This window comes from Klebsiella sp. JN_Kp126, from assembly GCF_033843325.1.
Taxonomy (GTDB): domain Bacteria; phylum Pseudomonadota; class Gammaproteobacteria; order Enterobacterales; family Enterobacteriaceae; genus Klebsiella; species Klebsiella michiganensis.
In genome coordinates, this window is record NZ_JAWXQV010000053.1 from 23,515 (window position 1) to 50,283 (window position 26,769).

The following is a 26,769-nucleotide window of genomic DNA, read 5'->3' on the forward strand; positions in this document are numbered from 1 at the left end:
TGCCCGGCGCACCGCCGGGTGACGGATTACGCTTTCAGCAGCGTCAGAACTTCTTCAACGCTGGTGGTTTTTGCCAGACGCTCAATGACCGATTCATCGTCCAGCGCGTTGGTCAGGCTGGTAATCACCTGGATATGCTCGTTATTACGTGCGGCAATACCGATAACCAGGCGAGCCACCTCGTCCTCTTCTTCGCCGAAGCGTACGCCTTCCGGGTACTGGCAGAAGACGATGCCGGTTTTCAGAACGCGATCTTTGGCTTCGATAGTGCCGTGCGGGACCGCGATGGACTCACCCAGATAGGTGGAGGTCAGCTTTTCACGATCCAGCATCGCCTGGACGTATTCCGGCTCAACGTAGCCGCCTTTCACCAGCTGCTCGCCGGCAAACAGAATCGCTTCTTCTTTGGTCGCCGCTTTACGACCGAGGAAGATGTTCTCCGCGCCGAGTTTGAACAGATTGGTGTCAGACGCGTCGAAGCTGTCTTTCAGGCTGTCGCGGACTTTCTCTTCGTTATCCGTGTGGCGCTGCGCCGAAACCAGACGTTCGGTCAGGCTGGTGTACAGGCCGCTGTCGAGGAAGTTGGTCAGCGAAATATGCTGCGCCTGCGGCACCTGACGCATCGCACGCTCGGTCAGGTCGCGGTGGGTGATGACCAGGTCAACATCCGGCGGCAGGTTGTTGATCGCACTGTTAGTCACGGAGATGTTGCTCAGCCCGGCATCCTGCACTTTTTTACGCAGCACGCCTGCGCCCATCGCGCTGGAGCCCATACCGGCATCGCAGGCGACGATGATTTTACGCACGTGGCTCAGGTCGTTCGCGACATCGCCAGCGGCCAGCGGCGTGGCGCCGCCTTTGGACTGCGCTTTCATATCCTGCATGCGACGGGTCGCGGCTTCGATATCATCTTCTTCTTTAACTTTGCTGGTTTTCAGCAGCACGGCTGCGACCACAAAGGAGACGGCCATCGCCGCAATAATCGCCGCGATGTTAGCAAAGTAAGCGCCTTTCGGCGTCATCGCCAGCACGGCGAGGATAGAGCCCGGAGAAGCCGGAGAGACCAGCCCGCCGTTGAGGATAGTCAGGGTGAATACGCCGGTCATCCCGCCGAGGATAACGGCCAGAATCAGACGCGGGTTCATCAGCACGTACGGGAAGTAAATCTCGTGAATACCGCCGAGGAAGTGGATGATTGCCGCACCGCCTGCAGACTGTTTCGCGCTGCCGCGGCCGAAGAACATATACGCCAGCAGGACGCCCATCCCCGGACCCGGGTTAGCTTCAATCAGGAAGAAGATGGATTTGCCCAGCTCGTGGGATTGCTGAATACCCAGCGGCGAGAAAATGCCGTGGTTAATGGCGTTGTTGAGGAACAGGATTTTCGCCGGTTCAACAAAGATAGAGGCCAGCGGCAGCATCTCGTGCGCCACCATGAAGTTAACGCCTGCGGCCAGAATTTTCGACAGGACTTCAACCGCCGGGCCAATGCCGAGGAACGCCAGAATGGCGAGGATCATACCGATGATGCCCGCGGAGAAGTTATTCACCAGCATCTCAAAACCGGATTTGATCTTACCGTCTACCCAGACGTCGAATTTTTTAATTGCCCAGCCGCCCAGCGGACCGGCGATCATGGAGCCGAGGAACATCGGCATATCTGCGCCGACGATAACGCCCATGGTGGTAATCGCGCCGACCACGCCGCCGCGCTCGCCGCCAACCAGCTTACCGCCGGTATAACCGATCAGCAGCGGCAGCAGATAGGTGATCATCGGACCAACCAGCTTCGCCAGCGTTTCGTTCGGTAACCATCCTGTCGGAATGAATAGAGCGGTGATAATACCCCACGCGATAAACGCGCCGATATTTGGCATCACCATATTGCTGAGGAAACGACCAAAGCTTTGCACTTTGATCTTGATATCGGATGACATAAAACACCCCTTCTTCTGTTTTTGCTATCGGCAGGCTGAAAGCCCGAGGCTTGTTGTTAATAAGGCGGCAGAGGTAGCCGGGCCCTGAGTGATAGTGCGAAATCTGGCACTGAATCGTTAAGCTGTCCAGTCGGTGGATTTTTATGTGATTTGGATCACATGAATATAGGGCGATGATAGTCTTTTGTGGTGATCTCCATCACAAAATGGATGTGTAAAAAAACAACAGACCGGGTTTTAAGGGGGGATAATGCATTTTTATGTGATGAAAATCACAAATTTACTTTGACGTTTTGTTATTTGTTTGTGATGTTCATCACAAAATATTTTCACCAGGATTTAGCCCGGTGTGATCTCGCGCAGGTTATGCCGCGTTCCGCTTGCTGATACGTCACTCAGCAACGCAATCGCTTAAAGAACATTTTAGTCGTCAATGGCGAAAATGATACGGGTGAATTATGCTCATTTTGTTGGCCCTTTTTTTCATCCGGCCCGGCACACATCCTGAAAATAATTAGCGTAAATCCGAGGAAATTATGTTTCTCAATTATTTTGCGCTCGGCGTTCTGATCTTTGTATTTCTGGTGATTTTTTATGGAATCATCATTCTCCATGATATTCCTTACCTGATCGCGAAGAAACGTAATCACCCGCATGCCGATGCGATTCACGTCGCGGGCTGGGTGAGCCTTTTTACGCTGCACGTCATTTGGCCGTTTTTATGGATCTGGGCCACGCTTTACCGGCCAGAATGCGGCTGGGGCATGCAGCATCGGCGGGACGAGACGCCGTCTGAGGCGGCGGAAGAGGGGGACGACATCAGCGAACTGCGCCAGCGGGTTATCGCGCTCGAGCAGCAAATAACCGGTCTCAGACCGTCAGCTCAACCTCCTTCGGTGGAGAAATAACTCATGGATCTGCTGATTATTTTGACCTATGTGGCGATTGCCTGGTCGATATTTAAAATATTTAAGATCCCGGTAAATAAATGGACGGTACCCACCGCGGCGCTGGGCGGCGTATTTATTGTTAGCGCGCTTATCTTATTAATGAACTACAACCATCCGTATACCTTTACCGCGCAAAAAGCGGTTATTTCTATTCCTATTACACCGCAGGTTACCGGGGTGGTCAGCAGCGTCACGGATAAAGCAAATCAACGGGTTAAAAAGGGCGAGGTGCTGTTTACCATCGATCCGGTGCGTTATCAGGCGCGGGTGGACCGGCTACAGGCCGACCTTGTTACCGCGCTGCACAGTATCAATACCCTTAAAGCCCAGCTTTCTGAGGCTCAGGCCAACACCACGCGCGTTTCGGCGGAGCGCGACCGTCTGTATAAGGATTATCAGCGCTACCTGAAAGGAAGCCAGGCGCGGGTCAATCCGTTTTCGGAAAGCGATATCGATAATGCCCGGCAAAACTACCTCGCCCAGGATGCGATGGTGAAAGGATCGGTGGCGGAGCAGGCGCAAATTCAGAGCCAGCTCGACAGCATGATAAACGGCGAACAGTCGCAGGTGGTAAGCCTGCGCGCGCAGCTGGCGGAGGCGAAATATAACCTCGAGCAGACGACCGTACGCGCGCCCAGCGACGGGTATATCACCCAGGTGTTAATTCGTCCTGGGACCTATGCCGCCTCGCTGCCGCTGCGTCCGGTGATGGTCTTTATCCCCCAGCAAAAACGGCTGATTGTGGCGCAGTTCCGGCAAAATTCGCTGCTCAGGCTGGAGAAGGGCGACGATGCTGAAGCGGTGTTCAACGCGCTGCCGGGACAGGTCTTTCGCGGCAAGCTGGTGAGCATCCTGCCAGTCGTACCGGGGGGAACATACCAGGCGCAGGGCACGCTGCAGGCGCTGACGGTGACGCCGGGCACCGACGGCGTGCTGGCGACCATTGAGCTGGAGCCCGATGCCGCCGTAGACGCCCTGCCTGACGGCATTTACGCCCAGGTGGCGGTCTACTCCGATCATTTCACCCACGTTTCGGTGATGCGCAAGGTGCTGCTGCGGATGACCAGCTGGATGCACTATCTCTATCTGGACCATTAGCGGGGTCGGTCCGGCATGAGGTGATTTCTCTCTCTGCTATTTGCCTGCGCCTGCGCCATACTTACTACTTTGTTGGCGAAAGGAGCAGGCAATGAAACTGATCGGCAGCTACACCAGTCCCTTTGTGCGCAAAATTTCCGTCATACTGCTGGAAAAAGCGATTCCCTTCGAGTTCGTCAACGAATTCCCTTACCACGAGACCAACGGCGTGGCGCAGTACAATCCGCTGGGAAAAGTCCCCGCGCTGGTCACCGACGACGGTGAATGCTGGTACGACTCGCCCATTATTGCGCAATATCTGGAGCTGCTCGGCATCGCGCCGGATATGCTGCCTGCGGCGCCGAAGGCTGCGCTGAAATTGCGTCAAATTGAAGCGCTGGCTGATGGCGTGATGGAGGCTGCGCAAACGCTGGTACGGGAGAAAACGCGCCCGGCGGCCCAGCAGTCGGAAAGCGAACTGCTGCGCCAGCGTGAAAAAATTGCGCGCGGGCTTGATGCGCTGGAAGGGTATGCCAGTGACGGGACATTACGTCCTGATGAGGTTAATCTGGCAACCATTTCCGCAGCCTGCGCCATTGCTTATCTCAATTTCCGCCGCGTCGCGCCGGGCTGGTGCGCCACCCGACCGAAGCTGGTGCGCCTGGTGGATTCTCTCTTTCAACGCGCCAGCTTTGCGCGCACTGAACCGCCGGTGAGTTGACCCAGACAGGTAACAGTTTTTGCGCGGAGGCATTACAATTGCTGCTCATTTGTTGACTCCCTCTCCCGTCGGGAGGGGGGAAAATAGGTTCATTCATGACTAGCGAAATTCGTGCGCTTTATACCCGGCTTCCGGCCATCGACCGTTTACTCCGCGACCCCGCATTTTCACCGCTGTTGATGCAATACGGTCACGCCCAGACGGTGGCGCAGCTGCGTCAGATGCTGGACGAGGCGCGGGAATACATCCGCCTGAACCAGACGCTGCCGGACTGGTGCGAAGCATGGCTAATGGAGACCTCGCGTCGTTTGACGCAGCGACAGCAGAGCGCGCTGCGCCCGGTGTTCAATCTGACCGGTACCGTGCTGCACACCAACCTTGGGCGGGCGATTCAGGCGGAAGCGGCGGTAGAGGCGGTGACCCAGGCGATGCGCGCGCCGGTGACGCTGGAATACGATCTTGACGATGCCGGACGCGGCCACCGCGATCGCGCGCTGGCCGACCTGCTTTGCCAGATCACCGGCGCGGAAGACGCCTGTATCGTCAACAATAACGCGGCGGCGGTGCTGCTGATGCTGGCGGCAACCGCCGGCGGCAGTGAGGTGGTGGTGTCGCGCGGCGAGCTGGTGGAGATCGGCGGCGCGTTTCGTATTCCCGACGTGATGCGCCAGGCGGGCTGCGTTCTGCATGAAGTCGGGACCACTAACCGCACCCACGCGAAAGATTATCGTCAGGCGGTGAATGACAATACCGGCCTGCTGATGAAGGTGCACACCAGCAACTACAGTATTGAGGGCTTTACTAAAGCGGTCGATGAAGCGGCGCTGGCGGAGATTGGCCGCGAACTCAATATCCCGCTGGTGGCCGATCTCGGCAGCGGCTCGCTGGTGGATTTAAGCCAGTACGGCCTGCCGAAAGAGCCGATGCCGCAGGAGATGATTGCCGCCGGCGTCAGCCTGGTGAGCTTCTCCGGCGATAAACTGCTGGGCGGCCCGCAGGCGGGAATTATCGTCGGTAAAAAAGCGCTGATCGCGCGTTTGCAGAGCCATCCGCTTAAGCGCGCCCTGCGGGCGGATAAAATGACCCTCGCGGCGCTGGAGGCCACGCTGCGCCTCTATCTGCATCCGGAAAAGCTGGCCGCTGAACTGCCGACCCTGCGTCTGCTGACTCGCCAGGCGGACGAGATCCGCCTGCAGGGCGAGCGCATGCGGGCCGCGCTGGCTGCACATTATGCTGATTTTGACCTGCGGGTCGAGCCATGCCTGTCGCAGATCGGCAGCGGCTCGCTGCCGGTGGACCGCTTGCCCAGCGCGGCGTTGACGTTGACTCCGCGCGATGGGCGCGGCAGTCGGCTGGAAGCTCTGGCGGCACGCTGGCGTCAGTTGCCCGTGCCGGTTATTGGCAGGATCTACGATGGCCGCCTGTGGCTGGACCTGCGCTGTCTTGAGGATGAATCCCGGTTTATGGAGATGTTATTGAGATGATTATTGCCACCGCCGGACACGTTGACCACGGCAAAACCACGCTGCTGCAGGCGATTACCGGTATCAACGCCGATCGCCTGCCGGAAGAGAAAGCGCGCGGGATGACTATCGACCTCGGCTACGCCTACTGGCCGCAGCCCGACGGGCGGGTGCTGGGTTTTATCGACGTTCCCGGCCACGAAAAGTTTTTGTCCAATATGCTGGCCGGCGTCGGCGGTATCGATCACGCGCTGCTGGTGGTGGCCTGCGATGATGGCGTGATGGCGCAAACCCGCGAACATCTGGCGATCCTCCAGCTTACCGGGCAGCCAACGCTAACCGTGGCGCTGACCAAAGCGGACCGCGTAGAAGCGGCGCGGATTGAGGAGGTGGAGGCGGAAATCGACGCGGTGCTGGCGGAGTTCGGCTTTACCGGCGCGACCCTGTTTGCCGTCGCGGCGACGGAAGGACGGGGCATCGCCGAGCTGCGCGAGCATCTCCTGCAGCTCTCCGCGCGCCCGCGCCCGCAGCATCAGCGCTTTCGCCTGGCCATCGACCGGGCATTTACCGTCAAAGGCGCGGGGCTGGTGGTTACCGGGACCGCGTTATCCGGCGAGGTCAACGTTGGCGATACGCTGTGGCTGACCGGCGTGGATAAACCGATGCGCGTGCGCGGTTTGCACGCGCAGAATCAGCCGGTTGAGCAGGCCTGGGCCGGCCAGCGCATTGCCCTGAATATTGTCGGCGATGCGCAAAAAAAGGAGCTCAACCGCGGCGACTGGCTGCTGGCGGTACCGCCGCCGGAAGCCTCTGAGCGGGTCATCGTTGAACTGCAGTGCCATACGCCGCTTAGCCAGTGGCAGCCGCTGCATATCCACCACGCCGCCAGCCATATTACCGGCCGCGTGTCGCTGCTCGAAGGCGCGCTGGCGGAGCTGGTTCTCGATACGCCGCTGCGGCTGGCGGATAACGACCGTCTGGTGCTGCGCGATATTTCCGCGCGCCTGACGCTGGCCGGTGCGCGAGTGGTGACCCTCAATCCGCCGCGCCGGGGCAAGCGTAAGCCGGAGTATTTACAGTGGCTGCACGCGCTGGCCGCCGCGCAGGGCGATGACGTCCAGGCGCTGGATATTCACCTTCAGCGCGATGCGGTGCGCCTCGATGATTTCGCCTGGGCGCGTCAGCTCAGCCGCGATGGCCTCAACGCGCTGATTCACCGCCCTGACTATCTGCAGGCGGGAAATAGCCTGCTGAGCGCCCCGCTCGCCGCGCGCTGGCAGCGGAAGCTGCTCGATGCCCTAGCGCGCTATCACGATCAGCATCGCGATGAGCCAGGACCGGGCCGCGAACGCCTGCGGCGTATTGCGCTGCCGATGGAAGATGAAGCGCTGGTGCTGCTGTTGATTGAGCAGATGCGCGAAAGCGGCATTGTTCACAGCCACCACGGCTGGCTGCATCTGCCGGAGCATAAAGCGGGCTTTACCGACGAGCAGCAGGCCATCTGGCAGCGGGTTGCCGGGCTGTTTGCCGATGAGCCATGGTGGGTGCGCGATCTGGCGCGGGAAGCCAACGTAGAAGAGTCGTTAATGCGGGCGGTATTACGCCAGGCGGCGCAGCAGGGGATGATTACCGCGATCGTGAAAGATCGCTACTATCGCAACGATCGGATTGTGGCGTTTGCCAAAATGATCCGCGATCTGGATCTGGAAAGGGGCTCAACCTGCGCGGCGGATTTCCGCGATACGCTGAACGTCGGGCGCAAGCTGGCGATTCAGATCCTCGAATATTTCGACCGCATCGGTTTTACCCGCCGTCGCGGCAACGATCATATTCTGCGCGATAAGGCCTTGTTCCTTTAGAATCAGCAGGTTGTCCCGGGTCGCGGCGCGAACGCCTTACCCGGGCTACGATAACGCACAAACCTTGTAGCCCCGGTAAGCGCAGCGCCACCGGGGAATGTTCACACTTACGCTTCCGTCTCGTTCACCCAGATACGCATCTCGCCTTCGCCGCGGTTGGCCCAGCTAAACCACGGAATAAAGGTTAATACTTGCGGCTGACGGGAGGACGGCGCGCGGTCATAGTGCCATAGGGCCTGGTTTTCGGCATCTTCCGCCGTTTGCTTATAGCCCGGCGCCTGGAGAAGTATCTTGCGGGCAAAAATCCCTTTGCCTTCGACAGCGCTAAACCGGGCGTCGCGCGGCAGCTGCAGGTTATGCAATTGCTCGCCGTTATCCGCCTGCTCCAGGCAGTAAACCAGCGGACCGCGCTGGACGGCGACCTGGCCTGCCTGGTGGCGCACCAGCGGGTTACCGTAAATGCGGCGCACCGGCATCGGCAGGGTTAACTGTAGCGTGTCGCCCTCCTGCCAGAGATGGCTGATGTGCAGATACCCTTTGCGCACGTCCTGCGTAACCGGCGCGCCGTTGAGCGTGACCTGCGGCTTATCGCACCAGTCCGGCAGGCGCAGCGCCAGGGTATGATTAACCGGTGAAGATGAATCGATGACTATCTTCACCTGTTCCTGCCACGGATAGTTGCCGCTGATGCGCAGGCGTAGCGCCGCATTGCCCACCGGGATCTCCACGCTGTTGCCGACATACAGGTTGATGTACAGGGCGTCGTCGTGCGGCGTGTAGATATAGTGCCCCAGCGAGGTCAGCACCCGTGCGATATTCGGCGGGCAGCAGGCGCAGCCGAACCAGCGCTGACGGACGGGCTTAACGTGATCGTAAATATGGTTGAATTTTAAGGAGTTTGGATGCACTTCCAGCGGATTGACGTAGAAGAAGTGCTTGCCGTCGAGCGCCATTCCACCCAGCACGGTGTTATACAGCGCGCGCTCCATCACGTCGGCATATTGGCTGTCGGCTTCCATCTCCAGCATCCGGCGGGCAAACATCATCAGGCCAATGGAAGCACAGCTTTCGGCATAGACCGTGTCGTTTGGCAGGTCATAGTCGCTGCTGAAGGCCTCCCCGCTGCTCTGCGAACCGATTCCGCCGGTGATATACAGCTGACGCCGGGCCATATTTTTCCACAGGCGCAGGCAATCCCGGCGCTTGCCCTCGTCCTGACTTAAACGGGCGAGGTGGGCAACGCCGGTCATCAGATAGACGAAACGCACCGCGTGGCCGATGGCGACCGGCTGTTCGGAAATCGGCTGATGCGCCTGGCTGTAGGGTTTATCCATCACCATCCACGCCGGACCGTAGGTGTTCCAGTAGGAGGTTTTGCCGCGCTTCTCATATTCGATATCGTAAAAATGCGGCTGCGTTCCGCGCGCCTCAACGAAGTAGTTCACCAGGGCGATATAGCGCGGCTCCTGAGTGACGTCATACAGGCGCATTAACGCCAGCTCGATTTCCGGATGGCCAGGGTAGCCGTGCAGCTGGTTATCTCCGGGGCCAAACACGCTATCGATGTGGTCGGCGAGGCGGCAGACGACATCCAGCAGACGACGTTTGCCGGTGGCCTGGAAGAAGGCGACACCCGCTTCAATCATGTGCCCGGCGCAGTACAGTTCGTGGCATTCGGCGAGGTTGGTCCAGCGCTCCTCTGGCGCTTTGACCGTGAAATATGTATTCAGATAGCCATCTTCACACTGGGCGGCCGCGACCAGTTCAATCACCTCATCGGCGGTTTTTTCCAGCCCGGCGTCCGGCTTCTGACACAGCGACCAGGCCACCGCCTCCAGCCATTTCGCCACGTCGCTGTCCTGAAAGACCATGCCGTAGAATTCGCCCTCCTGTCGCCCGGCGGCGATGCGGAAGTTCTCTATCGCATGGCTCGGGTCCGCCTCCTCGATACGGTCGTTCAGCGCATCCCACTGATAAGGGATCACCACATCGCGCACCAGCTGCTGGTACTGGCCGAGGAACGGGTCGTTGATTTTCAGTTTGTGCAGATCGACTTCCATAACAGACATGGCGGACTCCTTAAGGCTGAACATGACGCGTACGCAGATCGCTGGCGATGCGCGCCATCATCGGATTGTTGAGCTTGCAGGCGCGAATGGAAAAGGCCAGCAGCAGATGGAACAGGGCGGGCAGCAGGGTCTCCATGGAGGCGATACCCGCCAGTGATGATGCCGTTTGGTTTTCTACGCCCGGCTGATAGGCCACGTAGATAAACACGAGGCTGATAATGCCGGCGCTGGAGGCCCACGCCAGCTTGATAAAGAACAGGTTAAAGGCGAAGTTCATCCCGGAAGAACGCACGCCGGTTTTCCATTCGCCGTAGTCGTCGGAGAAGGCCATCAGCGAAAAGTGCAGCGGCAGGGTAAAGCCGAGAATAATGCCGTTGCCGAGGATGACGACTAGCCACAGGGTCTGGTACGCCTGCCCGGTTGGCAAAAACCACATCGCCACGGCCAGCGCGGCCAGCGCCAGGTTGGTATAGTAGTAGAGTTTGACGGTATCAAAGCGGCGCGAGAGCAGGTTGATGATGACGGAACCCGCAATCGAGGCGAAGGTTACCATGGTGAAGAATAGCGAGGTGTAGCCGGTGGAGCCGCCCAGCACGTAGGTGATGAAGTACATGTAGCCGCCGCCGCGGATATTGAAGACGTTGATGAGCAGAAATGACATCACCAGCATCAGCAGCAGCTGGTCGTTTTTACGCAGCCCGGCGATGTGCTCGCGCAGGGTAAATTTCCCCATGACATCCAGCGAGACGCGTTCGCGAACCCAGAAGAAGCAGCACAGGAACATCGCCACCGCGATGGTGCAGAGTACGCCGACGCCGTACTGATACCCCTGTGCGGTATCGCCCTGGCCGAGCGCTTTTACCATCCACGGCAGCCCAACGGAGACTAAGAATCCCGCCACGCCGCACAGGACAAAGCGCCATGCCTGGCACGAGATAACCTCGCTATGACGCGTGGTCATCGTGTTGATCAGCGCGCAGTAGGGGACGTTTATCGCGGTGTAGCTCACCGACAGCAGCAGATAGGTGCCGAACGCCCAGGCGATTTTTACCCCCATGCTGGCGTCGGGCACGGTAAACGTCAGGACGCCGATAACGCCGATCGGCACGGCAATCCACAGCTGCCAGGGACGAAAGCGTCCCCAGCGGCTCTGGGTACGGTCGGCCAGCACGCCCATAATCGGGTCGGAAACGGCGTCGAAAACGCGCAGGGCCAGAAACAGGGTCCCGACCAGCGCGGGCGTCAGGCCGAAGACATCGGTATAGAAAAAAGTTAAAAAGTTCATGATCAGGCAGGTAATCACCGTCCCGCCCGCGTCGCCCAATCCGTAGCCTATTTTTTCCCGAAGGGATAATTTGTCGTCCTGGGCACGCTGTGCCAAATCAGTTGTGGTAATCGGAGCCGAAGTCATAAATAACTCCCGGAGATGATGTGCGAATAATATCCCGCTGAAGCGCGGGCTTTAATTGTGTTATTTGCAAATTACGTTATTTATTCTGCACTAAATGTTGAGGGCAACAAGGGAAGGAAAAAGTATAAAAAGAGGACGATTCCGACCTGATGGTAAAAATGTGATTTCGATCCAGCGGGCGGCTATTTTATCGTGAATAATCAAAGATAACAGGGGTTATTGGTGCTATTAAAAGCGGAATATTGAATGTCTATGCTTGAATTGTCCATGTCACTTCCGATTAAGGTGCAAAATGGTGGATTGTTTATTTCCCGAGGCATCGGCAGCCATCCGGCTCGTCAGCTTCACTCCTGGGAAATAATCTTTGTGGAAAAAGGAACATTAACGATCCGCGAAAACAACGAGATTTTTAGCGTCAACGCCGGGGAAAGTTTATTGCTCTGGCCGCGGCGTTTACACGTCGGAATCGGGCAATTTCCGGCAGATTTAAAATTCTACTGGCTGCATTTTGAAGTGACCTCAGGTGAAAACGTTTCGCTGCCTGAGGCGCTGCTGTCGATTCCGCAGCACACGCGCGTCAGCGAGCCGCAGTATATTATTTCGTTGTTCCGCCAATTCTTACGCGAGCAGGAAAATATTCATCGTAGCGTGGCGCTGGAGCTGATCCTGCTGCTGATTCTGCAGCAAGTTTCGGCGGCAGCGGGCGAACAGCCCGCCGACAGCCCCGGCAACGCGCTGGCGTGGAGAGCGCAGCAAATCATTCGTACCCGGTTTCATTTGCCCCTTTCCGCATCCACGCTGGCGCAGGAGCTGCACTGCAACGCCGATTATCTGGGGCGGATTTATCGCCATGTTTTCCGGCTGACCTTAACCGAAGCGCTGCACCGTCAGCGGGTGAGGGCGGCGGAAAAGCTGCTTATCAGCGATTCCCTGTCGCTCACCGAGGTGGCGATGAAATGCGGATTTAACGATGTCGGCTATTTTCGCAAGATTTTCCGTAAGCATACTAGCCTGACGCCCGCGGCGTGGAAGCGTCGTTACTGCAAGGAACATATTAATTCGGCGTAGGGTTGATGGGTTTTCCCGCCGGGGACGAGCAGCCCGGACAGATGCGCAGCATCGCCTCCGGGAAAATTCTGCAACATCCTGCACGCTTCCCCCGGGGGCGGCGCAAAGCGCCTGCCCGGGCTACGGGACCGCAGACCGCCCGTAGCCCGGATAAGGCGTTAGCCGCCATCCGGGAGTCCCGCGGTGTTAGTTTTGCCCGTAATAGGCATTCGCGCCGTGTTTACGCAGGTAGTGTTTATCGAGCAGTTCAGACTGCATATCCGGCAGCTGTGGCGCCAGCTGGCGCGAGAACAGGCCCATATAGGCGCACTCTTCAAGTACCACGGCGTTATGTACGGCGTCGGCCGCATCTTTACCCCAGGCAAACGGGCCGTGCGAATGGACTAATACCGCCGGGATTTGCGCCGGATCCAGCCCGCGCTGTTCAAAGGTTTTGATAATCACTTCGCCGGTCTGATACTCATACTCCCCGTTAATCTCCTCAACGGTCATCGGCCGGGTGCAGGGGATGGCGCCATAAAAATAGTCGGCGTGGGTGGTGCCCCAGGCGGGGAGATCGAGACCGGCCTGCGACCAGATCGTCGCATGGCGGGAGTGGGTATGCACGATCCCGCCGATCTGCGGATAGCGACGATAAAGGGCCAGATGCGTTGGCGTATCCGAAGAGGGTTTTTTACCGCCTTCAACGATCTTACCGCTGGCGATCTCGACGACCACCATATCGTCGGCGGTCATCACCTCATATTCGACGCCGGAGGGCTTAATGACCATCAGACGGCGCGTTTCATCCACCGCGCTGACGTTGCCCCAGGTAAAGGTGACCAGCCGGTGCGCCGGGAGCGCCAGGTTTGCCGCCAGTACCTCGGCTTTCAGTTGCTCTAACATGTGAAACCTCCTTCCTGCATCCGTGATTCAATCCAGCGCCGGGCCTGGATAATCTCCAGCACTGGTTCGCTGGCCTTCTCCGTCCACATCTCAATCAGAAACGAACCGCGGTAGTTCAGCTCATGCAGCGTCTTAAAGATGCCGACAAAATCAACGCATCCTTCACCGAACGGCACGTCGCGGAACTGGCCCGGGCTATCGTCGGTCACGGGCAGCGTGTCCTTCAGGTGGATGGCGGCGATACGATCGATACCCAGTTTCAGCTCGGCGGTGACGTCGTTCCCCCAGGCGCTGAGGTTGCCGACGTCCGGATAGACGGTAAACCACGGTGACGAAAGCCTCTCGTCCCACTTTTTCCATTTGCTGATGGAGTTCATAAAGGCGGTGTCCATGATCTCCACCGCCAGCATCACCTGCGCGGCGGCGGCCTGTTCTACCGCCCAGGCCAGCCCTTCGGCAAAACGCTGCCGGGTGCCTTCATCGTGCTCTTCGTAATAGACGTCGTAACCCGCCAGCTGAATAGTACGAATCCCCAGATCGCGCGCCAGGCGGATGGCTTTGGTCATAATCTCCCGCGCCCGCTCGCGTACCGCCTCGTCGCGGCTGCCAAAGGGGAAACGGCGATGGGCGGACAGGCACATTGAGGGAATAGCGACGCCGGTTTCCAGCATCGCGCTCACCAGCGATGCCCGCTGGGCCGATGTCCACTCCAGGCGCGAAAGGCGTTCGTCGGTCTCGTCCACCGACATTTCGACAAAATCAAAACCGCAGCTTTTGGCCAGCACCAGCCGTTCAGGCCAGCTGAGATCCTTCGCCAGCGCTTTTTCATAAATACCTAACGGGTGGTTACGCATGCTGTTCTCCCCAGATAGCGTCGATTTGCGCGTGGAATTCGGCGGCAACCCGTGCCGGATGGGCAGCGCCTGCCAGCGCGCGCCCGGCAATAAACGCTTTGACGTTGATATCTTTGAACAGCGGCAGATCGGCCGGGGTAATCCCGCCGGTGATCGATAGCTCAAGGCCAATGTCGGAGAGCGCTTTCATGCGCGCCAGATCCGCCTCCCCCCACTGCTGCCCGCTGGCCTGGGCATCGCGCCCGCGATGGTAAATCGCCTGATGGACGCCGGTACGGTACCAGGCGCGGGCGTCATCCAGCGTCCAGTTGCCGAACAGCTCCATCTGAATTTCACCGCCGCAGGCCTGGGCCACGGCGTGGCCTTTCTCGACCGTAGCGAGCGGCGCGGCGCAGATGATGGTCATCCAGTTGGCGCCAGCGCCAAAGGCCTGCTGCGCCAGGGTTTCACCGGCGTCGGCGACTTTCCAGTCGGCGACGATGATCTTCTGCGGACACTGGGCGCGCAGGGCTGTAACTGCGTTAAGCCCCTCGGTCAAACAGAGGATGGTCCCCGCCTCCACGATATCAACGTGATCCTGTAGCAGGGCGACATCGCGCTGCGCAGCCTGAAGGCTGGTGTGGTCCAGCGCCAGCTGCAGTAATGGTCGGCTCATAATGCGTGCTCCTTAATACGGGCGTGATAGCCCTGTAGTGCTTCAATCAAATCCTGGTAGTGGCGGTATTTGCGCTGATAGCGCGCGTGGGCGGTCATATCGGGCAGCAGCGTGCGTACCGGGTGCTGCCGGGCGCGCCGGGCTTCGCTAAAGCTGCGGTATACGCCGGTGCCGACGCGCGCCGCGAGGGCGGCGCCAAAGCAGCCGGTCTCTTCCACCTGCGGCAGTTCAACGCGTAAGCCGCTGACGTCCGCCAGCATTTGCATCCAGACGTCGGAGTGCGCCGGGCCGCCGGTGACGCGCAGGGCCTGAACGCTTGTAAAGCGTTCGCGCATACGGTTGAGATGGGTCATATGGCTGAATACCACGCCTTCATAAACCGCCTGCAGCAGGTGCGCGCGGGTATGCAGCGCCTGCATGCCGTAAAAGCCGCAGGTCATCTCCAGCCCGGCGTTGCTACCGTAGAGAAACGGCAGAAAAAACAGCTCGCTCCCGGCTTTCGGCAAACTGGCTACGGCCTGATTGATCTCATCAAACGAGAGATCGCCCCACTGGGCGGTAAACCATTCGAGGTTGCCGGATGAGGTCGGGCTGGCTTCGTGAACGATATACTGGCCGTCATTGACGTAGCGGCCATAGACGTAAGGGTGAGCCTCATGTTCGCGCAGACCGTGAGCGATACCGCTGGTGACGGCCCAGGTTCCCATCACCGCATTGAGGGTCGACTCATCCTCAATCCCGGCGCAAAGGGCGGTGGAGACCACGTCAAACAGGCCGCCAACGACGGGAGTACCCGCCGCCAGACCGGTTAAAGCGGCTGCCTGAGCGGTGATCTCCCCGCATATTTCGGCTGACCCTACAACGGGGGGCAGCGCGCTATCCACTTCGCCGATCCCCAGCCATTGGGTCAGACACGGGTCGTACTGGCCCGTGGACATGTTGTAGAGGTTGGACTCGGAGATGTTGCTCTCCTCGCAGCCTTTCACGCCGGTTAGGCACCAGCGCAGATAGTCATGCCCCATCATCACGCAGCCAATTTGCGCGTAGCGCTGGGGGTCATTCTCTTTGACCCAGCGCAGCAGAGAAGCCGGATGCCCGGTCCATAGCGTCTGGCGGGTAACGGGATAGAGCCGTTCGGGAATACGGTCCCGCTGCCAGCGCTGAACGATATTCAGCGCCCGACGATCGGAGGAGAGGATGGCGTTACCCAGCGGCCGATCCTGCTTATCGAGGAGGAAGAGGCCCTTACCCTGAGCGGAGATGCCCACGCCTTTAATCTGTTCACCGGATACCCCTGCCCGTTGTAATAGTTCGGCAATGGTTGCCGCGCAGTGTTGCCAGAGCTGATGCATGTCGCGTTCGGCGTAACCCGGCAGGGGCGACATCGTCTGTAGCGCTTGCCGCACAATGCCATGTTCATGACCTTCGGCATCATATAAACCGGCTTTCAGATACGTGCCGCCACAATCAATACCCAGCCAGAAGGCCTGTTTCTTGCTCATCTTTCGCATCTCATTCTTGCCGGGAGGACCCGGCATATTTCGCAGGCCCGGCAGGCGCAGCGCCGCCGGGCTCGATTTTACGCAGTGCGTTTATGTGGGTTTATCGTCTTTACCGGCGCAGCACCGGCATCGCATTTCGCCGGCAGCAGCAGCGCCATCAGCGCGGCCAGCGCCAGGGAGATCGCCAGGCAATAAACGCCGGCGTCTTTGCTGTACAGCGTGATCAGAACCCCGACCGCATAAGGGCCACAAAATCCGCCGAGGTTGCCAAGCGCGTTGATAACCCCGCGCGCGCCGCCCGCCATTTCAGCGCTGAACAGACGTGCCGGGATGGTCCAGAACACGCCAGCCGCCGATTGCAGGAAGAATCCGCAGCCGACCAGCGCGGCATAGGAGAGCCATATTTGATTTTTCAGCGCCACCGACAGGAACATGCACAGAGCGAAGCCAATCAGCGGCAGGCAGACGAACAGCTTGCGTTTACCGGTTCGGTCTGAAAGAGAAGAGAACAGGAACATCCCGGCAATGGCGCCGACGTACGGCAGAATGGCGAGCATCCCGACCTGCCCCATGCTGCTGTGGGTTAATTCTTTCAGAATGGTGGGCAGCCACAGGGTGTAGCCGTAAATGCCGGTCTGGTAGAAGAAGTTCAGGGCGATAAGCTGCCACATGGTTTTGTCGGAGAGAACGGCGCTCAGAGAGGCGTTTTTCACCTCGGTGCCGGCAATGGCCCGTTGCTCTGCGGCCAGCGTCTCGACCAGATAGTTCTGCTCTGCTTTAGAGATCCAGCGCGCTTCCTGCGGACGGTCATAGATGGTGTAGGCCCACAGAACCAAAACAACCAGCGAGAGCAAACCTTCGATAATAAACAGCCAGCGCCAGTCGAGAACCGTGATAATCCAGCCTGAGAGCGGGGCGGTGATAATCCCGGCAATCGGCACGAACATAATGACAATCGCGTTGGCGCGACCGCGTTCCGCATCAGGGAACCAGTTACTGATCATGGTGAGAACAACCGGCAGCATGCCGCCTTCCGCCACGCCTAGTAAGAAGCGCAGGGCCAGCAGCTGGTACTGATTGGTAATTAACCCCGTCAGTACGGAGATAACCGCCCAGGCGACCAGCGACCAGCCGATAAATTTCTTACCGCTGCCGTGAACGGCAATTTTCCCGCCGGGAACCTGTAAAAATAGATAACCGATAAAGAAAATACCGCCCGCCAGCCCCGCCATGGTGGCGGAAATACCTAAGTCGGCGTCCATGCCGCCGGGCATGGCAAAGGCAATATTGACCCGGTCCATATAAGAAATAATACAGGTGATCAGTATTGGGGGAATAATTCTTAACCAGCGCTGGCGCGGTATATCTTTGGGTGTAGAGTTAGAGGTTATATTCATCTTTATAGTCTCGTAATATTAAAAAATATTCTGGCGATGAAGGTGGTTATTATTATTGTGCTTGTTTTAGCGCTGAGATGCCGTCGCGTAATATCGCGATGCGATGGTCAACGTTTGCGCTGGCAGTGATTTCCAGTAATTTGATACCTGAGAATTGCAGGGGATCGGCTCCTGAGCAGGCAAATAATTCACGGGCGTGGTCGGTGGTCATCAGGCCCTGCGGGCAGAAAGGCGCGAACGGCGCGTGTAAATCCTGCCATTCGCCGTACTCGCCGGTTTGCGTCGTGCCGGAAAACATCAGCGCGCCGAGCTTCCCTGCCCGTTTTGCCTGCTGCGTATGGGTGAGCGGTAGAACGGTATTCCGCCCTTCAATAGCAGAGCGCGCCCAGTTGATACAGATGCTGATGTCGTAGTCGGCAATGGCTTCCAGCACGTTTTCTAACGGCAAAAATCCTTTGCGTGGCGCGGTGCCGGTCATCGCGTCGCAGTGCTCCAGCACCAGCTCGCAGGACCAGTCCCAGCGGGTAATCTCTTTTAATGAACGGGCAAAGGCGTCGGTCGCCTGAGCCACGTTGGCATTGCCCGCCAGCGGGGCGGCGTGAAGCTCAAGGGCAATGACCTTTCCGGCGGTCTTACCATTGATTTTAGCGATCTTCTGCTGCAGGTGACGATAGTACTCCACGCAGGCTTTGCGCTGCTCTTCGTTGCTGGATGCCAGCCCAAAGCCGCCGTTTTCACCGCGGCGGCGCATGGTTTCCATGATGGCGGTAACGACAATCTGCCAGTGTCCCGGGGTATGGCGCAATAACCACTCGTCGCCGAGCGGATGAAGATGTTCAAGGCAGGGTTGCTCCAGCCCGCGAATATCCGGGGTGTCGGAGAGCTGCCGCCAGAATTCCGTCTCTTCCTCTTCACTCTTTTGGTGAAATGAGGGTGCACAGGGGTACGCACCGATAATGTAACCGGTATTATTCGAATTCATTTTGTGCTCCTTATTATAAAACTGAAATAGCGACCTTAACGACTATTTTGCGGATCGGGGTGGCTACAGTTTTATTACATCCAGGACGATGCACATCTTGCGGGAAAAATATCGCATAGTTGCCTGGCGTCATTTCAAAGAACGATTCATGTTCGCTGTCGTGATAGAAAATAATATCGCGCTGTTCTAACAACGATTCGCTGATTTGATTATTGCCGGTATCAATGGCGATACCGATTTTTTCTTCACCCCACGCCAGAAACTGGATATCCAGATAGCGACGGTGAACCTCCGGACGATTGTCAGCGGCATCGCGGGTGGTTAAGTCAATAACCTGCGCGAAGATGTTCTTGCCGTCGATTTCCACGACGCCGGGTTCCAGCGCGTGAAAATCCGTCGTGCGCAGGAAATCAAGCGCCTGTTCAATGGCCGCGGGCAGACGACACGGATTCGGTTGAGCAATATGGCCGAAAATCATGGGTGAGCTCCTTACAGCGCCTGAATTTTGGCCCATACGCTGTCATCGACGGTAATACCGTTGCGGCGGTTTTCATCCAGCAGTCGGGTAAATTCATGGCCGGGCAGGCGGACCGCCACATTTTCATCGGCGCGTTCGGCGGTGGTGATGAAATCCATAATTCGCTGCAGCTTGGCGTCGCGGGTTGAGCCATCGATCAGCTTATCCACTTCTATGGCGATGAAGATCTGCGAAACGCCATATTCATCGCTGTTTTCCTGAGTCACTTCGGCAACGGAAGAGCCGTTGGAAAGCAGGGTGGCAATCATATCCAGCACGATCGACAGGCCGGAACCTTTCCAGTAGCCCATCGGCAAAATACGGCGGTTTTTCTCGATAACCCCCGGTTCTTTGGTCAAATGACCTTCATCGTCGAATCCGCCGTCCACGGGCAGCTCGCGGCCGGCAAGGCGGTTAACTTCCAGCATGCCGTAGGAGAACATCGACATCGACATATCCACCATGGTGATCGGCGTTGACGGAATGGCGACGATCAGCGGATTGGTACCGATACGGCACTCCTTAGCGCCCCATGGCGGCATAACGGCGATGGAGTTGGTCCAGCAGATGCCGATGTAGCCTTTTTCCGCCGCCTGCCAGCCATAGCTGCCGCCGCGCATCCAGTGGTTGGCGTTACGTAACGCCACAAGGCCGATACCGTGATCGGAAGCCAGTTCGATGGCCCGGTCCATCATCTTTTTCGCCGTCAGGTTGCCGATGGAGCGCTGGGCATCCCACTGTTCGATAGCGCCTAGGCTGGTCACCCGCTGCGGTTTAGCCTCGGGGATGATGTCGCCGTTGTCCAGCTGCTGGATGAAGCGAGGAAAGCGGTTCACGCCGTGAGAATAGACGCCGGATTCGGTGGTGCGGGCAAACATTTCTGCGCAGGCATCGGCGGTTTCTGCGGCGATACCCCGCGCCAGCAGTACTCGATTGAATGCCTCTTTTAACTGCTCAAACGTTACTTTCATTCCTGTTTCCCTGGTCAGAGTTGATCGCTTTTTTATCTCTAAATTTCACTATGCGAAATCTGATTTCAAATATAGCGATCAATTTTTATCAGATCAACGGGCAGCGTTATTTTTAAAAATCATAAAAATCATAAAGTTGTGTTTTTTCGGTTCAGATCGTGAACTGAAACACACTTTGCGCTACCATCTGAACGCGACAAAAACGGGGAGCGGAAACGATGGGCACAAAAGAGAGCGATATAACGCAAGACAAAGAGAGGCCTGCCGGAAGCCAGAGCCTTTTTCGTGGGTTGATGCTGATTGAGATCCTGAGTAATTACCCAAACGGATGCCCGCTGGCGCATCTGTCGGAACTGGCGGGCCTGAACAAAAGCACCGTTCATCGCTTATTGCAGGGGCTGCAATCCTGCGGCTACGTGACGCCAGCCCCGGCGGCGGGGAGCTATCGTCTGACGACAAAGTTTATCGCCGTTGGCCAAAAGGCTTTGTCGTCGCTCAATATCATCCACGTCGCGGCGCCGCATCTTGAGGCGCTCAACCTGGCCACCGGCGAGACGGTGAACTTCTCCAGCCGTGAAGATGACCACGCTATCCTGATTTATAAGCTGGAGCCGACCACCGGCATGCTGCGTACGCGCGCCTATATTGGCCAGCATATGCCGCTGTACTGCTCGGCAATGGGCAAGATTTATATGGCGTTTGGCCATCCTGACTACGTTGAGAGCTACTGGAATTCACACCAGGATATTATTCAGCCGCTGACCCGGAATACCATTACCGGCTTACCTGCGATGCATGATGAGCTGGCGCAGATCCGCGAGCGTAATATGGCGATGGACAGGGAAGAGAACGAGTTGGGCGTGTCCTGCCTGGCGGTCCCGGTTTTCGATATTCATGGACGCGTGCCTTATGCCATTTCTATCTCCTTATCAACATCGCGCCTCAAGCAGGTAGGAGAGAAGAATTTACTCAAGCCGCTGCGCGATACGGCAGAGGCGATTTCCCGCGAACTGGGCTTTTCCGTGCGGGAAGGGTAAGGCAGATGACCAAATTGTCCCGGGCATCTGAGAGAAAACGCCGCTGACTCCATTCAGGATCAAGGCGCGGAAGCGGTTTTTTCTGGCACTCTGCGTTTTTATCCCCAGTGGAGCAAGGATGAACCGGTTTATTATCGCGGATGCGCAAAAGTGCATCGGCTGCCGTACCTGTGAAGTCGCCTGCGTGGTATCCCATCAGCGGGACCAGGACTGTTCTGGCGTTTCCGCCATGCGCTTTGCGCCGCGGATCCGCGTGGTGAAAAATGACGAACTCTCGACGGCGACGCTTTGCCGCCAGTGTGAAGATGCGCCCTGCGCCAACGTCTGCCCCGAGGGCGCTATCCGCCGGGAAAATTCGGTCTGGCGCGTGGAGCAGCGCCGCTGCATCGGCTGCAAAAGCTGCATGGTGGCGTGCCCCTATGGCGCGATGACGGTGATGCGGGTGGAGGAGGGCGTACAGGCGCTGAAGTGCGATTTGTGCAGCCATCGGGAAGAAGGCCCGGCCTGCGTGGCGGCATGCCCGACGCAGGCGCTGCGCTGCATGGAACCGATGGAACTGGAGAGAATAGCCGCTGAACGTCGCCAGCGGATGGCGCTGGCGATGTAGCGATGATGCCTTCTTACGGCGTGTTCCCGGAGGCGGCGCTGGCGCGCCTTGTCCGGGCTGCCTGTCCGCAGAACGCTGGAAGCCTGTAGCCCGGCTGAGCGCAGCGCGAGCCGGGAATATATCTGGATTATTCAGGATTCTGGCGCTCGTTTACGCGCCCTGTTCACCCCATGCGCGTTCAACTTCTTCGGCGAGAATCTTCACGCCTGCTTCAATCTTCTCCGGGTCCGGTACATAGTTCATGCGCATGCACTGGTGCGTGTGCGGCCATGGCTTATCCAGGCCAGGGAAGAAATAGTCGCCCGGCACCATCAGGACGCCGCGCTTTTTCAGGCGCTGGTACAGCAGCTCGGTAGAAATCGGCAGATCCTTAAACCATAGCCAGAGAAAAATCGCGCCTTCCGGTTTATGAATCAGGCAGCGATCTTCCGGCAAATAGCGGCGAATAATGGCGATAGTCTCCTGAACGCGCTGGTAGTAGAACGGCTTAATCACCGTTTCCGACAGGCGCAGAAGATCGTTGCGTTTAATCATCTCGCACATTATGGCCGGCCCCATTCCACCGGGGGCGAGGCTGATAATGCCGTTCATATTGCTGATGGCGGTGATGATTTTTTCGTTAGCGATGATAATCCCGCAGCGGCTACCCGGCAGGCCCAGCTTGGAGAGGCTCATGCACAGCACGATATTCGGATTCCACAGCGGCCTGGCGTCGCTGAAAATAATCCCCGGGAACGGAACGCCGTAGGCGTTATCAATCACCAACGGGATGCCGTGCTGGTTGGCCAGCGCATCCAGCTTGATCAGCTCATCGTCGGTGATCACGTTGCCCGTTGGGTTGGTGGGGCGGGAAACGCAGATCATTCCCGTCTCGTCCGTGACCTGCAAATGTTCGAAATCCACGTGGTATTTAAACTGGCCTTCCGGCAGCAGTTCAATGTTCGGGCGAGTGGCGACAAACAGATCTTCTTCGAGTCCGGCATCGGCGTAGCCGATGTACTCGGGCGTCAACGGAAACAGCACTTTACGGGTGGTTCCATCCGCGCGACGGCCTGCGAAGAGGTTAAACAAGTAGAAAAACGCGCTCTGACTGCCGTTTGTCAGTGCAATATTCTGTGGTTCGATCTCCCAACCCAGTTCATCACGCAGCATCTGCGCCAGCAGGGCCAGCAGCTCGCTTTTACCCTGCGGACCGTCATAATTACAAAGCGCATCAAGGGCTTTGCCGCTGTTCAGCATGTCGGCCAGCAGGCTATGGAAGTAATCATTCATTTCCGGAATCTGCGCGGGATTGCCGCCGCCCAGCATGATGGCGCCCGGGGTACGCAGGCCGTCATTGAGGTCTTCCATCAAGCGGGTGATGCCCGAATGACGGGTAAATTTGTCGCCAAAAAGTGAAAATGTCATCGCGATTAGTCTGTCGGTATTCCAGGAAAGTGGGTAACCATAACGCCAGCGCAGACAGGGTGCAAATCGAGGTATCAGTGAGATATTTTGTTTTTATGCTGCCAAAGGAAGATATTTTGGATTTTTGTTCTGAAGCGGCTCCCCCGAGTGTCAGGGGAGCCTTGGGTCAGAAGGCTACTGCTGACCTGCCCATACCACCATCACTTTGTCATCGCCGGTCTCGCGAATAAAGCCGTAGCCTTTCGCCATCGATAGGGTGGTTTGTTTACCCATGCCAATCGCCGGATGACGGGCGCGGAACTGGCCCAGTTTCTCCCAGTGGGTCACGCTGCGCGCGGCTTTGCCGCTGACGTCCTGCCAGTTCATATCTGAGCGCGTCCCCTGCAGCGGATCGGAGCCGGTCGGGCCGAACGGCCGCGAGGATTCATCGCCGTAGAAGATCTGCACTGCGCCAGGCGCGAGCAGCAGCAATTCCGCCGCCGTGCTGCCGCCTTCGCGGAACAGGCTGGTATCGTGCGAGGAAAGATAGCTTAACACATTGAAATCCTGAAGCTTCTCTGCCATATGTTGCCAGGTCAGGTCGATATTCGCCAGGCAGCTTGTCGCTTTCGCCGCCTGATCCTGATAATCAAAATTCAGCATTGCGTCAAAACCGTGGCGATAGTAGTCGCTCTGCATCACGCCGTGGCCCCAGGCCTCGCCGGTCATCCAGAACGGCGCGTTATCCAGCGCTTTTTCCGGATTGGCTTTTTTCCATTCCGCCAGCGCTTCAGTGGCCTGGGTTTTTAACTGCAGCCAGGCGGCCTGCTCGACGTGCTTGGCGGTATCGACGCGGAAGCCGTCGATGCCGTAGTCGCGCACCCATTGGCTCAGCCAGTGGGTCAGATAATCGCGCGGCGTATAGCCGGGGATCGCTTTGGCCGCGGTATCCGGCTTATGGCGATAGAAGTTTGGCAGGCCGGATGGCGCCGTGGATTCGGTTTTCAGATCCGGCAGGAAGGCCAGCGACATCGTCAGGTCATCAAATCCGGGGTTGTCGTAATCGCCAATATCGGTGCGGATCCACTTTTTACCCCACCATTTTTCCCAACCGGCTTTGTCGCTGAAGTTAATGTAGTCGTTAAAACTGTGCCAGCTTTGTCCCGCGCGGGGCTTCCAGTCGGTCCAGCGCTCTCCGAGGGTCTTTTTCAGCTCATCGCCCTGGATGTACAGCGAGCCAAACTGAAACTCCTGCATATCGGCCAGGGTCGCGTAGCCGGTATGGTTCATCACCACGTCGAACAGAATGCGGATCCCGCGCTTGTGGGCCTCATCGACGAGGCGGCGCAGATCGTCTTCCGTTCCCATATTGGCATCCAGCTTCGTCCAGTCCTGGGTGTAATAGCCGTGATAGGCGTAATGCGGGAAATCGCCTTTCGTACCGCCGCCGACCCAGCCGTGGATTTGTTCCAGCGGCGAACTGATCCAGAGCGCGTTAACGCCGAGCTGCTGGATGTAATCCAGTTTGCTGGTCAGGCCCTGCAGGTCGCCGCCGTGGAAGGTGCCAATTTCCTGCATGCCGTCTTTGTGGCGGCCATAGCTATTGTCGTTGGCCGGGTTGCCGTTGACAAAGCGATCGGTCAGCACGAAATAGACGGTGGCGTTATGCCAGTTGAACGGCGCGGCGGCTTCCGTTTCCGCGCGTTCAAGCAGCAGCAGACCATTGCTGTTAAACGCCGGCTGGAGGGTAACTTTACCGCCGCTGACGGTCGCGATATTACCGCTGTAGAAATCGCGAACTTTACTGCCTTCGGCGAAGGACTTGCTGACGTCAATGGTGAGCGGCTTGCCATCCCATTTCGGACACTGCTTCATCTGCGGCGCGGCGGCGGCGGTCTGTTTCTCCTCCAGAGAGACCATCATGGTTGGCGTACCTGAACGGGTATCGACTTCCAGGGTATAGCGGCCATCGCGGAATACGCGCCACTGCGGCGCCGGATCGCGGCAAGGTTCCATAGACAGCATCTGGTTGAGCTTGATCGCGCCGGCAGGCTGCCAGCACTGTTGGTCAAAATTAATCCGCAGAGGGCGCGTACCCTTTGCTACCTCGTTTTGACTGATAAATCTGCCGGTGCCTTCTTCGGTAAAGGCGGGGAAATCTGCGGTAGTCCAGGCGGCGAAGGCCATCCCAGGCAACAGCAGCGACGCAAGCGCAGCGAGTTTCATTCCGGAGTCCTGTGTGCGGTTTTTTGTTCAGTTTGCGCGTCTGGCTGTCTAATGAACTCATCCCACCGGCGCTTTTCCAGGGAGGATGAAAAAGGGTGAGTGATCGCGTTCAAAAAACAAGCAAAAAATGCGAGGGTTGTCGCATTTTTGTACTGTTGTCATGGGGCGGAAACCGATTTCAGATGACAGCTTTTCGGAATTGGACTATTTCTGTGGGTGCGTCATCTGGGTATTTTTGATACTATTCGCGATTCAACTATCGATTTTTTGTGAAAAACAAGGCGTTGGAATGATTGCATCCGACCAGGAGACCTAATGATATCGACTCCCATTCGACGATATGGGGCCGCGATACTCATGTTACTTACCTGCATATTTTCAGGTAGTGTGCTGGCAACAACACACACAGCAACAACGAGTCATAAAGCCCCAATAGTTAAGAAGAAAAGCACCGTTAAAGTAAGCAAGGTAAGCAGTAAACAAGAGTATTCTCGCAATAGTGTAAAGAGCAGTTCACTTCCTGATTTGCGAAAATACCCTTCCGGGACACCAAGGAAAAAAGCGTTTCTCCGGACGGTAATGCCTTACATTACGAAACAGAATCAGGTGATTACCGCCGATCGTAACTGGCTTGTTTCCAAGCAGTACGATGCGCGCTGGTCGCCGAGCGAGCGTACGCGGCTGAAAGAGATCGCCTCTCGCTATAAAGTGAAGTGGTCCGGCAATACTCGCCATATTCCTTGGAACTCGCTGCTTGAGCGCGTCGACATTATCCCGAATAGCATGGTCGCTACCATGGCTGCGGCGGAAAGCGGCTGGGGAACGTCAAAGCTGGCGCGGGTGAACAACAATTTATTTGGTATGAAGTGTGGCGGTGGAAACTGCCGCGGTGCGATGAAGGGCTACTCCCAGTTTGATTCGGTGGAAGAGTCCGTTCAGGCCTATGTCAGAAATCTGAATACGCATCCGGCCTACTCGTCATTCCGTAAATCGCGTGCGCAGCTGCGTAAAGCCGATCAGGAAGTGACCGCCAGCACAATGATTCATAAGCTGAAGGGCTATTCGACCAAAGGGTCGAGCTATAACAACTATCTCTTCGCGATGTATCAGGATAACCAGCGGTTGATAGCCGCGCACATGTAATTGCTCTTACATGTCATCATTGATGCCCGGTGCGTAAGCCCGGGCATTTTTC

Annotated in this window: 22 protein-coding genes; 9 read left to right on the top strand and 13 right to left on the bottom strand. The window is 57.6% G+C overall.

Features of this window, described 5'->3' with window-relative positions; all coding sequences use genetic code 11:
- Nucleotides 1–26: 26 nt before the first annotated feature.
- Nucleotides 27–1,937, bottom strand: a complete 1,911-nt coding sequence (gene mtlA / locus SIK97_RS10815; RefSeq protein WP_004855446.1) for a PTS mannitol transporter subunit IICBA — start codon at nucleotides 1,935–1,937, stop codon at nucleotides 27–29.
- A gap of 536 nt (nucleotides 1,938–2,473) precedes the next feature.
- Between mtlA and SIK97_RS10820 the strand changes: the two genes are divergently transcribed.
- The 5 genes from SIK97_RS10820 to selB all read left to right on the top strand — a co-directional run bounded on the left by SIK97_RS10820 (nucleotide 2,474) and on the right by selB (nucleotide 8,007).
- Nucleotides 2,474–2,845, top strand: coding sequence for a DUF3302 domain-containing protein (locus tag SIK97_RS10820; RefSeq protein WP_057173483.1), 372 nt, complete (start codon nucleotides 2,474–2,476; stop codon nucleotides 2,843–2,845).
- 3 nt (nucleotides 2,846–2,848) lie between these two features.
- Nucleotides 2,849–3,985: an HlyD family secretion protein gene (locus tag SIK97_RS10825; RefSeq protein WP_032692969.1), complete on the top strand. Its 1,137-nt coding sequence runs from the start codon at nucleotides 2,849–2,851 to the stop codon at nucleotides 3,983–3,985.
- A gap of 91 nt (nucleotides 3,986–4,076) precedes the next feature.
- On the top strand, nucleotides 4,077–4,685 hold the full coding sequence (locus tag SIK97_RS10830) for a glutathione S-transferase (protein ID WP_014227226.1): 609 nt from the start codon (nucleotides 4,077–4,079) through the stop codon (nucleotides 4,683–4,685).
- Nucleotides 4,686–4,780: 95 nt separating this feature from the next.
- Complete coding sequence (selA, locus tag SIK97_RS10835; protein WP_057173482.1) at nucleotides 4,781–6,169, top strand: L-seryl-tRNA(Sec) selenium transferase; 1,389 nt, start codon at nucleotides 4,781–4,783, stop codon at nucleotides 6,167–6,169.
- Nucleotides 6,166–8,007 (top strand): selenocysteine-specific translation elongation factor, encoded by a 1,842-nt coding sequence (gene selB, locus SIK97_RS10840; RefSeq protein WP_057173481.1) that lies wholly within the window; start codon nucleotides 6,166–6,168, stop codon nucleotides 8,005–8,007. The genes selA and selB overlap by 4 nt, the downstream gene beginning before the upstream one ends.
- A gap of 107 nt (nucleotides 8,008–8,114) precedes the next feature.
- Here selB and SIK97_RS10845 read toward each other — a convergent pair whose 3' ends face one another.
- Together SIK97_RS10845 and SIK97_RS10850 are read right to left on the bottom strand one after the other, a co-directional pair.
- Nucleotides 8,115–10,076: a glycoside hydrolase family 127 protein gene (locus tag SIK97_RS10845; protein WP_057173480.1), complete on the bottom strand. Its 1,962-nt coding sequence runs from the start codon at nucleotides 10,074–10,076 to the stop codon at nucleotides 8,115–8,117.
- A 10-nt stretch (nucleotides 10,077–10,086) separates the two neighbouring features.
- The gene (locus SIK97_RS10850; protein WP_057173479.1) at nucleotides 10,087–11,487 is read right to left on the bottom strand and encodes an MFS transporter; all 1,401 of its coding nucleotides are present in this window, start codon (nucleotides 11,485–11,487) and stop codon (nucleotides 10,087–10,089) included.
- A gap of 252 nt (nucleotides 11,488–11,739) precedes the next feature.
- Between SIK97_RS10850 and SIK97_RS10855 the strand changes: the two genes are divergently transcribed.
- Entirely contained in the window at nucleotides 11,740–12,555 is an 816-nt protein-coding gene (locus SIK97_RS10855) for a helix-turn-helix domain-containing protein (protein ID WP_014227222.1), read from the top strand.
- Between the two features lie 186 nt (nucleotides 12,556–12,741).
- Here SIK97_RS10855 and araD read toward each other — a convergent pair whose 3' ends face one another.
- From araD to yiaK, 8 genes are all read right to left on the bottom strand, one after another.
- Complete coding sequence (gene araD, locus SIK97_RS10860) at nucleotides 12,742–13,440, bottom strand: L-ribulose-5-phosphate 4-epimerase (RefSeq protein WP_049069633.1); 699 nt, start codon at nucleotides 13,438–13,440, stop codon at nucleotides 12,742–12,744.
- Entirely contained in the window at nucleotides 13,434–14,294 is an 861-nt protein-coding gene (locus SIK97_RS10865) for an L-ribulose-5-phosphate 3-epimerase (protein WP_009653713.1), read from the bottom strand. The genes araD and SIK97_RS10865 overlap by 7 nt, the downstream gene beginning before the upstream one ends.
- Entirely contained in the window at nucleotides 14,287–14,949 is a 663-nt protein-coding gene (ulaD, locus tag SIK97_RS10870; RefSeq protein ID WP_025106775.1) for a 3-keto-L-gulonate-6-phosphate decarboxylase UlaD, read from the bottom strand. Before ulaD ends, SIK97_RS10865 begins: the two co-directional genes overlap by 8 nt.
- The gene (locus SIK97_RS10875) at nucleotides 14,946–16,451 is read right to left on the bottom strand and encodes an FGGY-family carbohydrate kinase (protein WP_014227218.1); all 1,506 of its coding nucleotides are present in this window, start codon (nucleotides 16,449–16,451) and stop codon (nucleotides 14,946–14,948) included. The genes ulaD and SIK97_RS10875 overlap by 4 nt, the downstream gene beginning before the upstream one ends.
- A 77-nt stretch (nucleotides 16,452–16,528) precedes the next feature.
- On the bottom strand, nucleotides 16,529–17,848 hold the full coding sequence (locus tag SIK97_RS10880; protein ID WP_032692963.1) for an MFS transporter: 1,320 nt from the start codon (nucleotides 17,846–17,848) through the stop codon (nucleotides 16,529–16,531).
- A gap of 52 nt (nucleotides 17,849–17,900) precedes the next feature.
- Complete coding sequence (locus SIK97_RS10885) at nucleotides 17,901–18,830, bottom strand: DUF4862 family protein (RefSeq protein WP_057173478.1); 930 nt, start codon at nucleotides 18,828–18,830, stop codon at nucleotides 17,901–17,903.
- A 13-nt stretch (nucleotides 18,831–18,843) separates the two neighbouring features.
- Nucleotides 18,844–19,308: a YhcH/YjgK/YiaL family protein gene (locus tag SIK97_RS10890; protein WP_032718798.1), complete on the bottom strand. Its 465-nt coding sequence runs from the start codon at nucleotides 19,306–19,308 to the stop codon at nucleotides 18,844–18,846.
- A gap of 11 nt (nucleotides 19,309–19,319) precedes the next feature.
- A complete protein-coding gene (gene yiaK / locus SIK97_RS10895; RefSeq protein ID WP_057173477.1) occupies nucleotides 19,320–20,318 on the bottom strand; it encodes a 3-dehydro-L-gulonate 2-dehydrogenase in 999 nt (332 codons plus the stop codon).
- A 218-nt stretch (nucleotides 20,319–20,536) separates the two neighbouring features.
- Between yiaK and yiaJ the strand changes: the two genes are divergently transcribed.
- Entirely contained in the window at nucleotides 20,537–21,355 is an 819-nt protein-coding gene (gene yiaJ, locus SIK97_RS10900) for an IclR family transcriptional regulator YiaJ (protein WP_032751671.1), read from the top strand.
- A gap of 118 nt (nucleotides 21,356–21,473) precedes the next feature.
- Entirely contained in the window at nucleotides 21,474–21,962 is a 489-nt protein-coding gene (locus tag SIK97_RS10905) for a 4Fe-4S dicluster domain-containing protein (RefSeq protein ID WP_057173476.1), read from the top strand.
- Between the two features lie 150 nt (nucleotides 21,963–22,112).
- On the opposite strand, the gene avtA is transcribed toward SIK97_RS10905, so the two are convergent.
- On the bottom strand, nucleotides 22,113–23,369 hold the full coding sequence (avtA, locus tag SIK97_RS10910; protein ID WP_049079170.1) for a valine--pyruvate transaminase: 1,257 nt from the start codon (nucleotides 23,367–23,369) through the stop codon (nucleotides 22,113–22,115).
- 174 nt (nucleotides 23,370–23,543) lie between these two features.
- A complete protein-coding gene (locus SIK97_RS10915) occupies nucleotides 23,544–25,574 on the bottom strand; it encodes an alpha-amylase (protein ID WP_057173475.1) in 2,031 nt (676 codons plus the stop codon).
- 315 nt (nucleotides 25,575–25,889) lie between these two features.
- Between SIK97_RS10915 and SIK97_RS10920 the strand changes: the two genes are divergently transcribed.
- Entirely contained in the window at nucleotides 25,890–26,717 is an 828-nt protein-coding gene (locus SIK97_RS10920; protein WP_071881704.1) for a protein bax, read from the top strand.
- The last annotated feature ends 52 nt before the right edge of the window (nucleotides 26,718–26,769 follow it).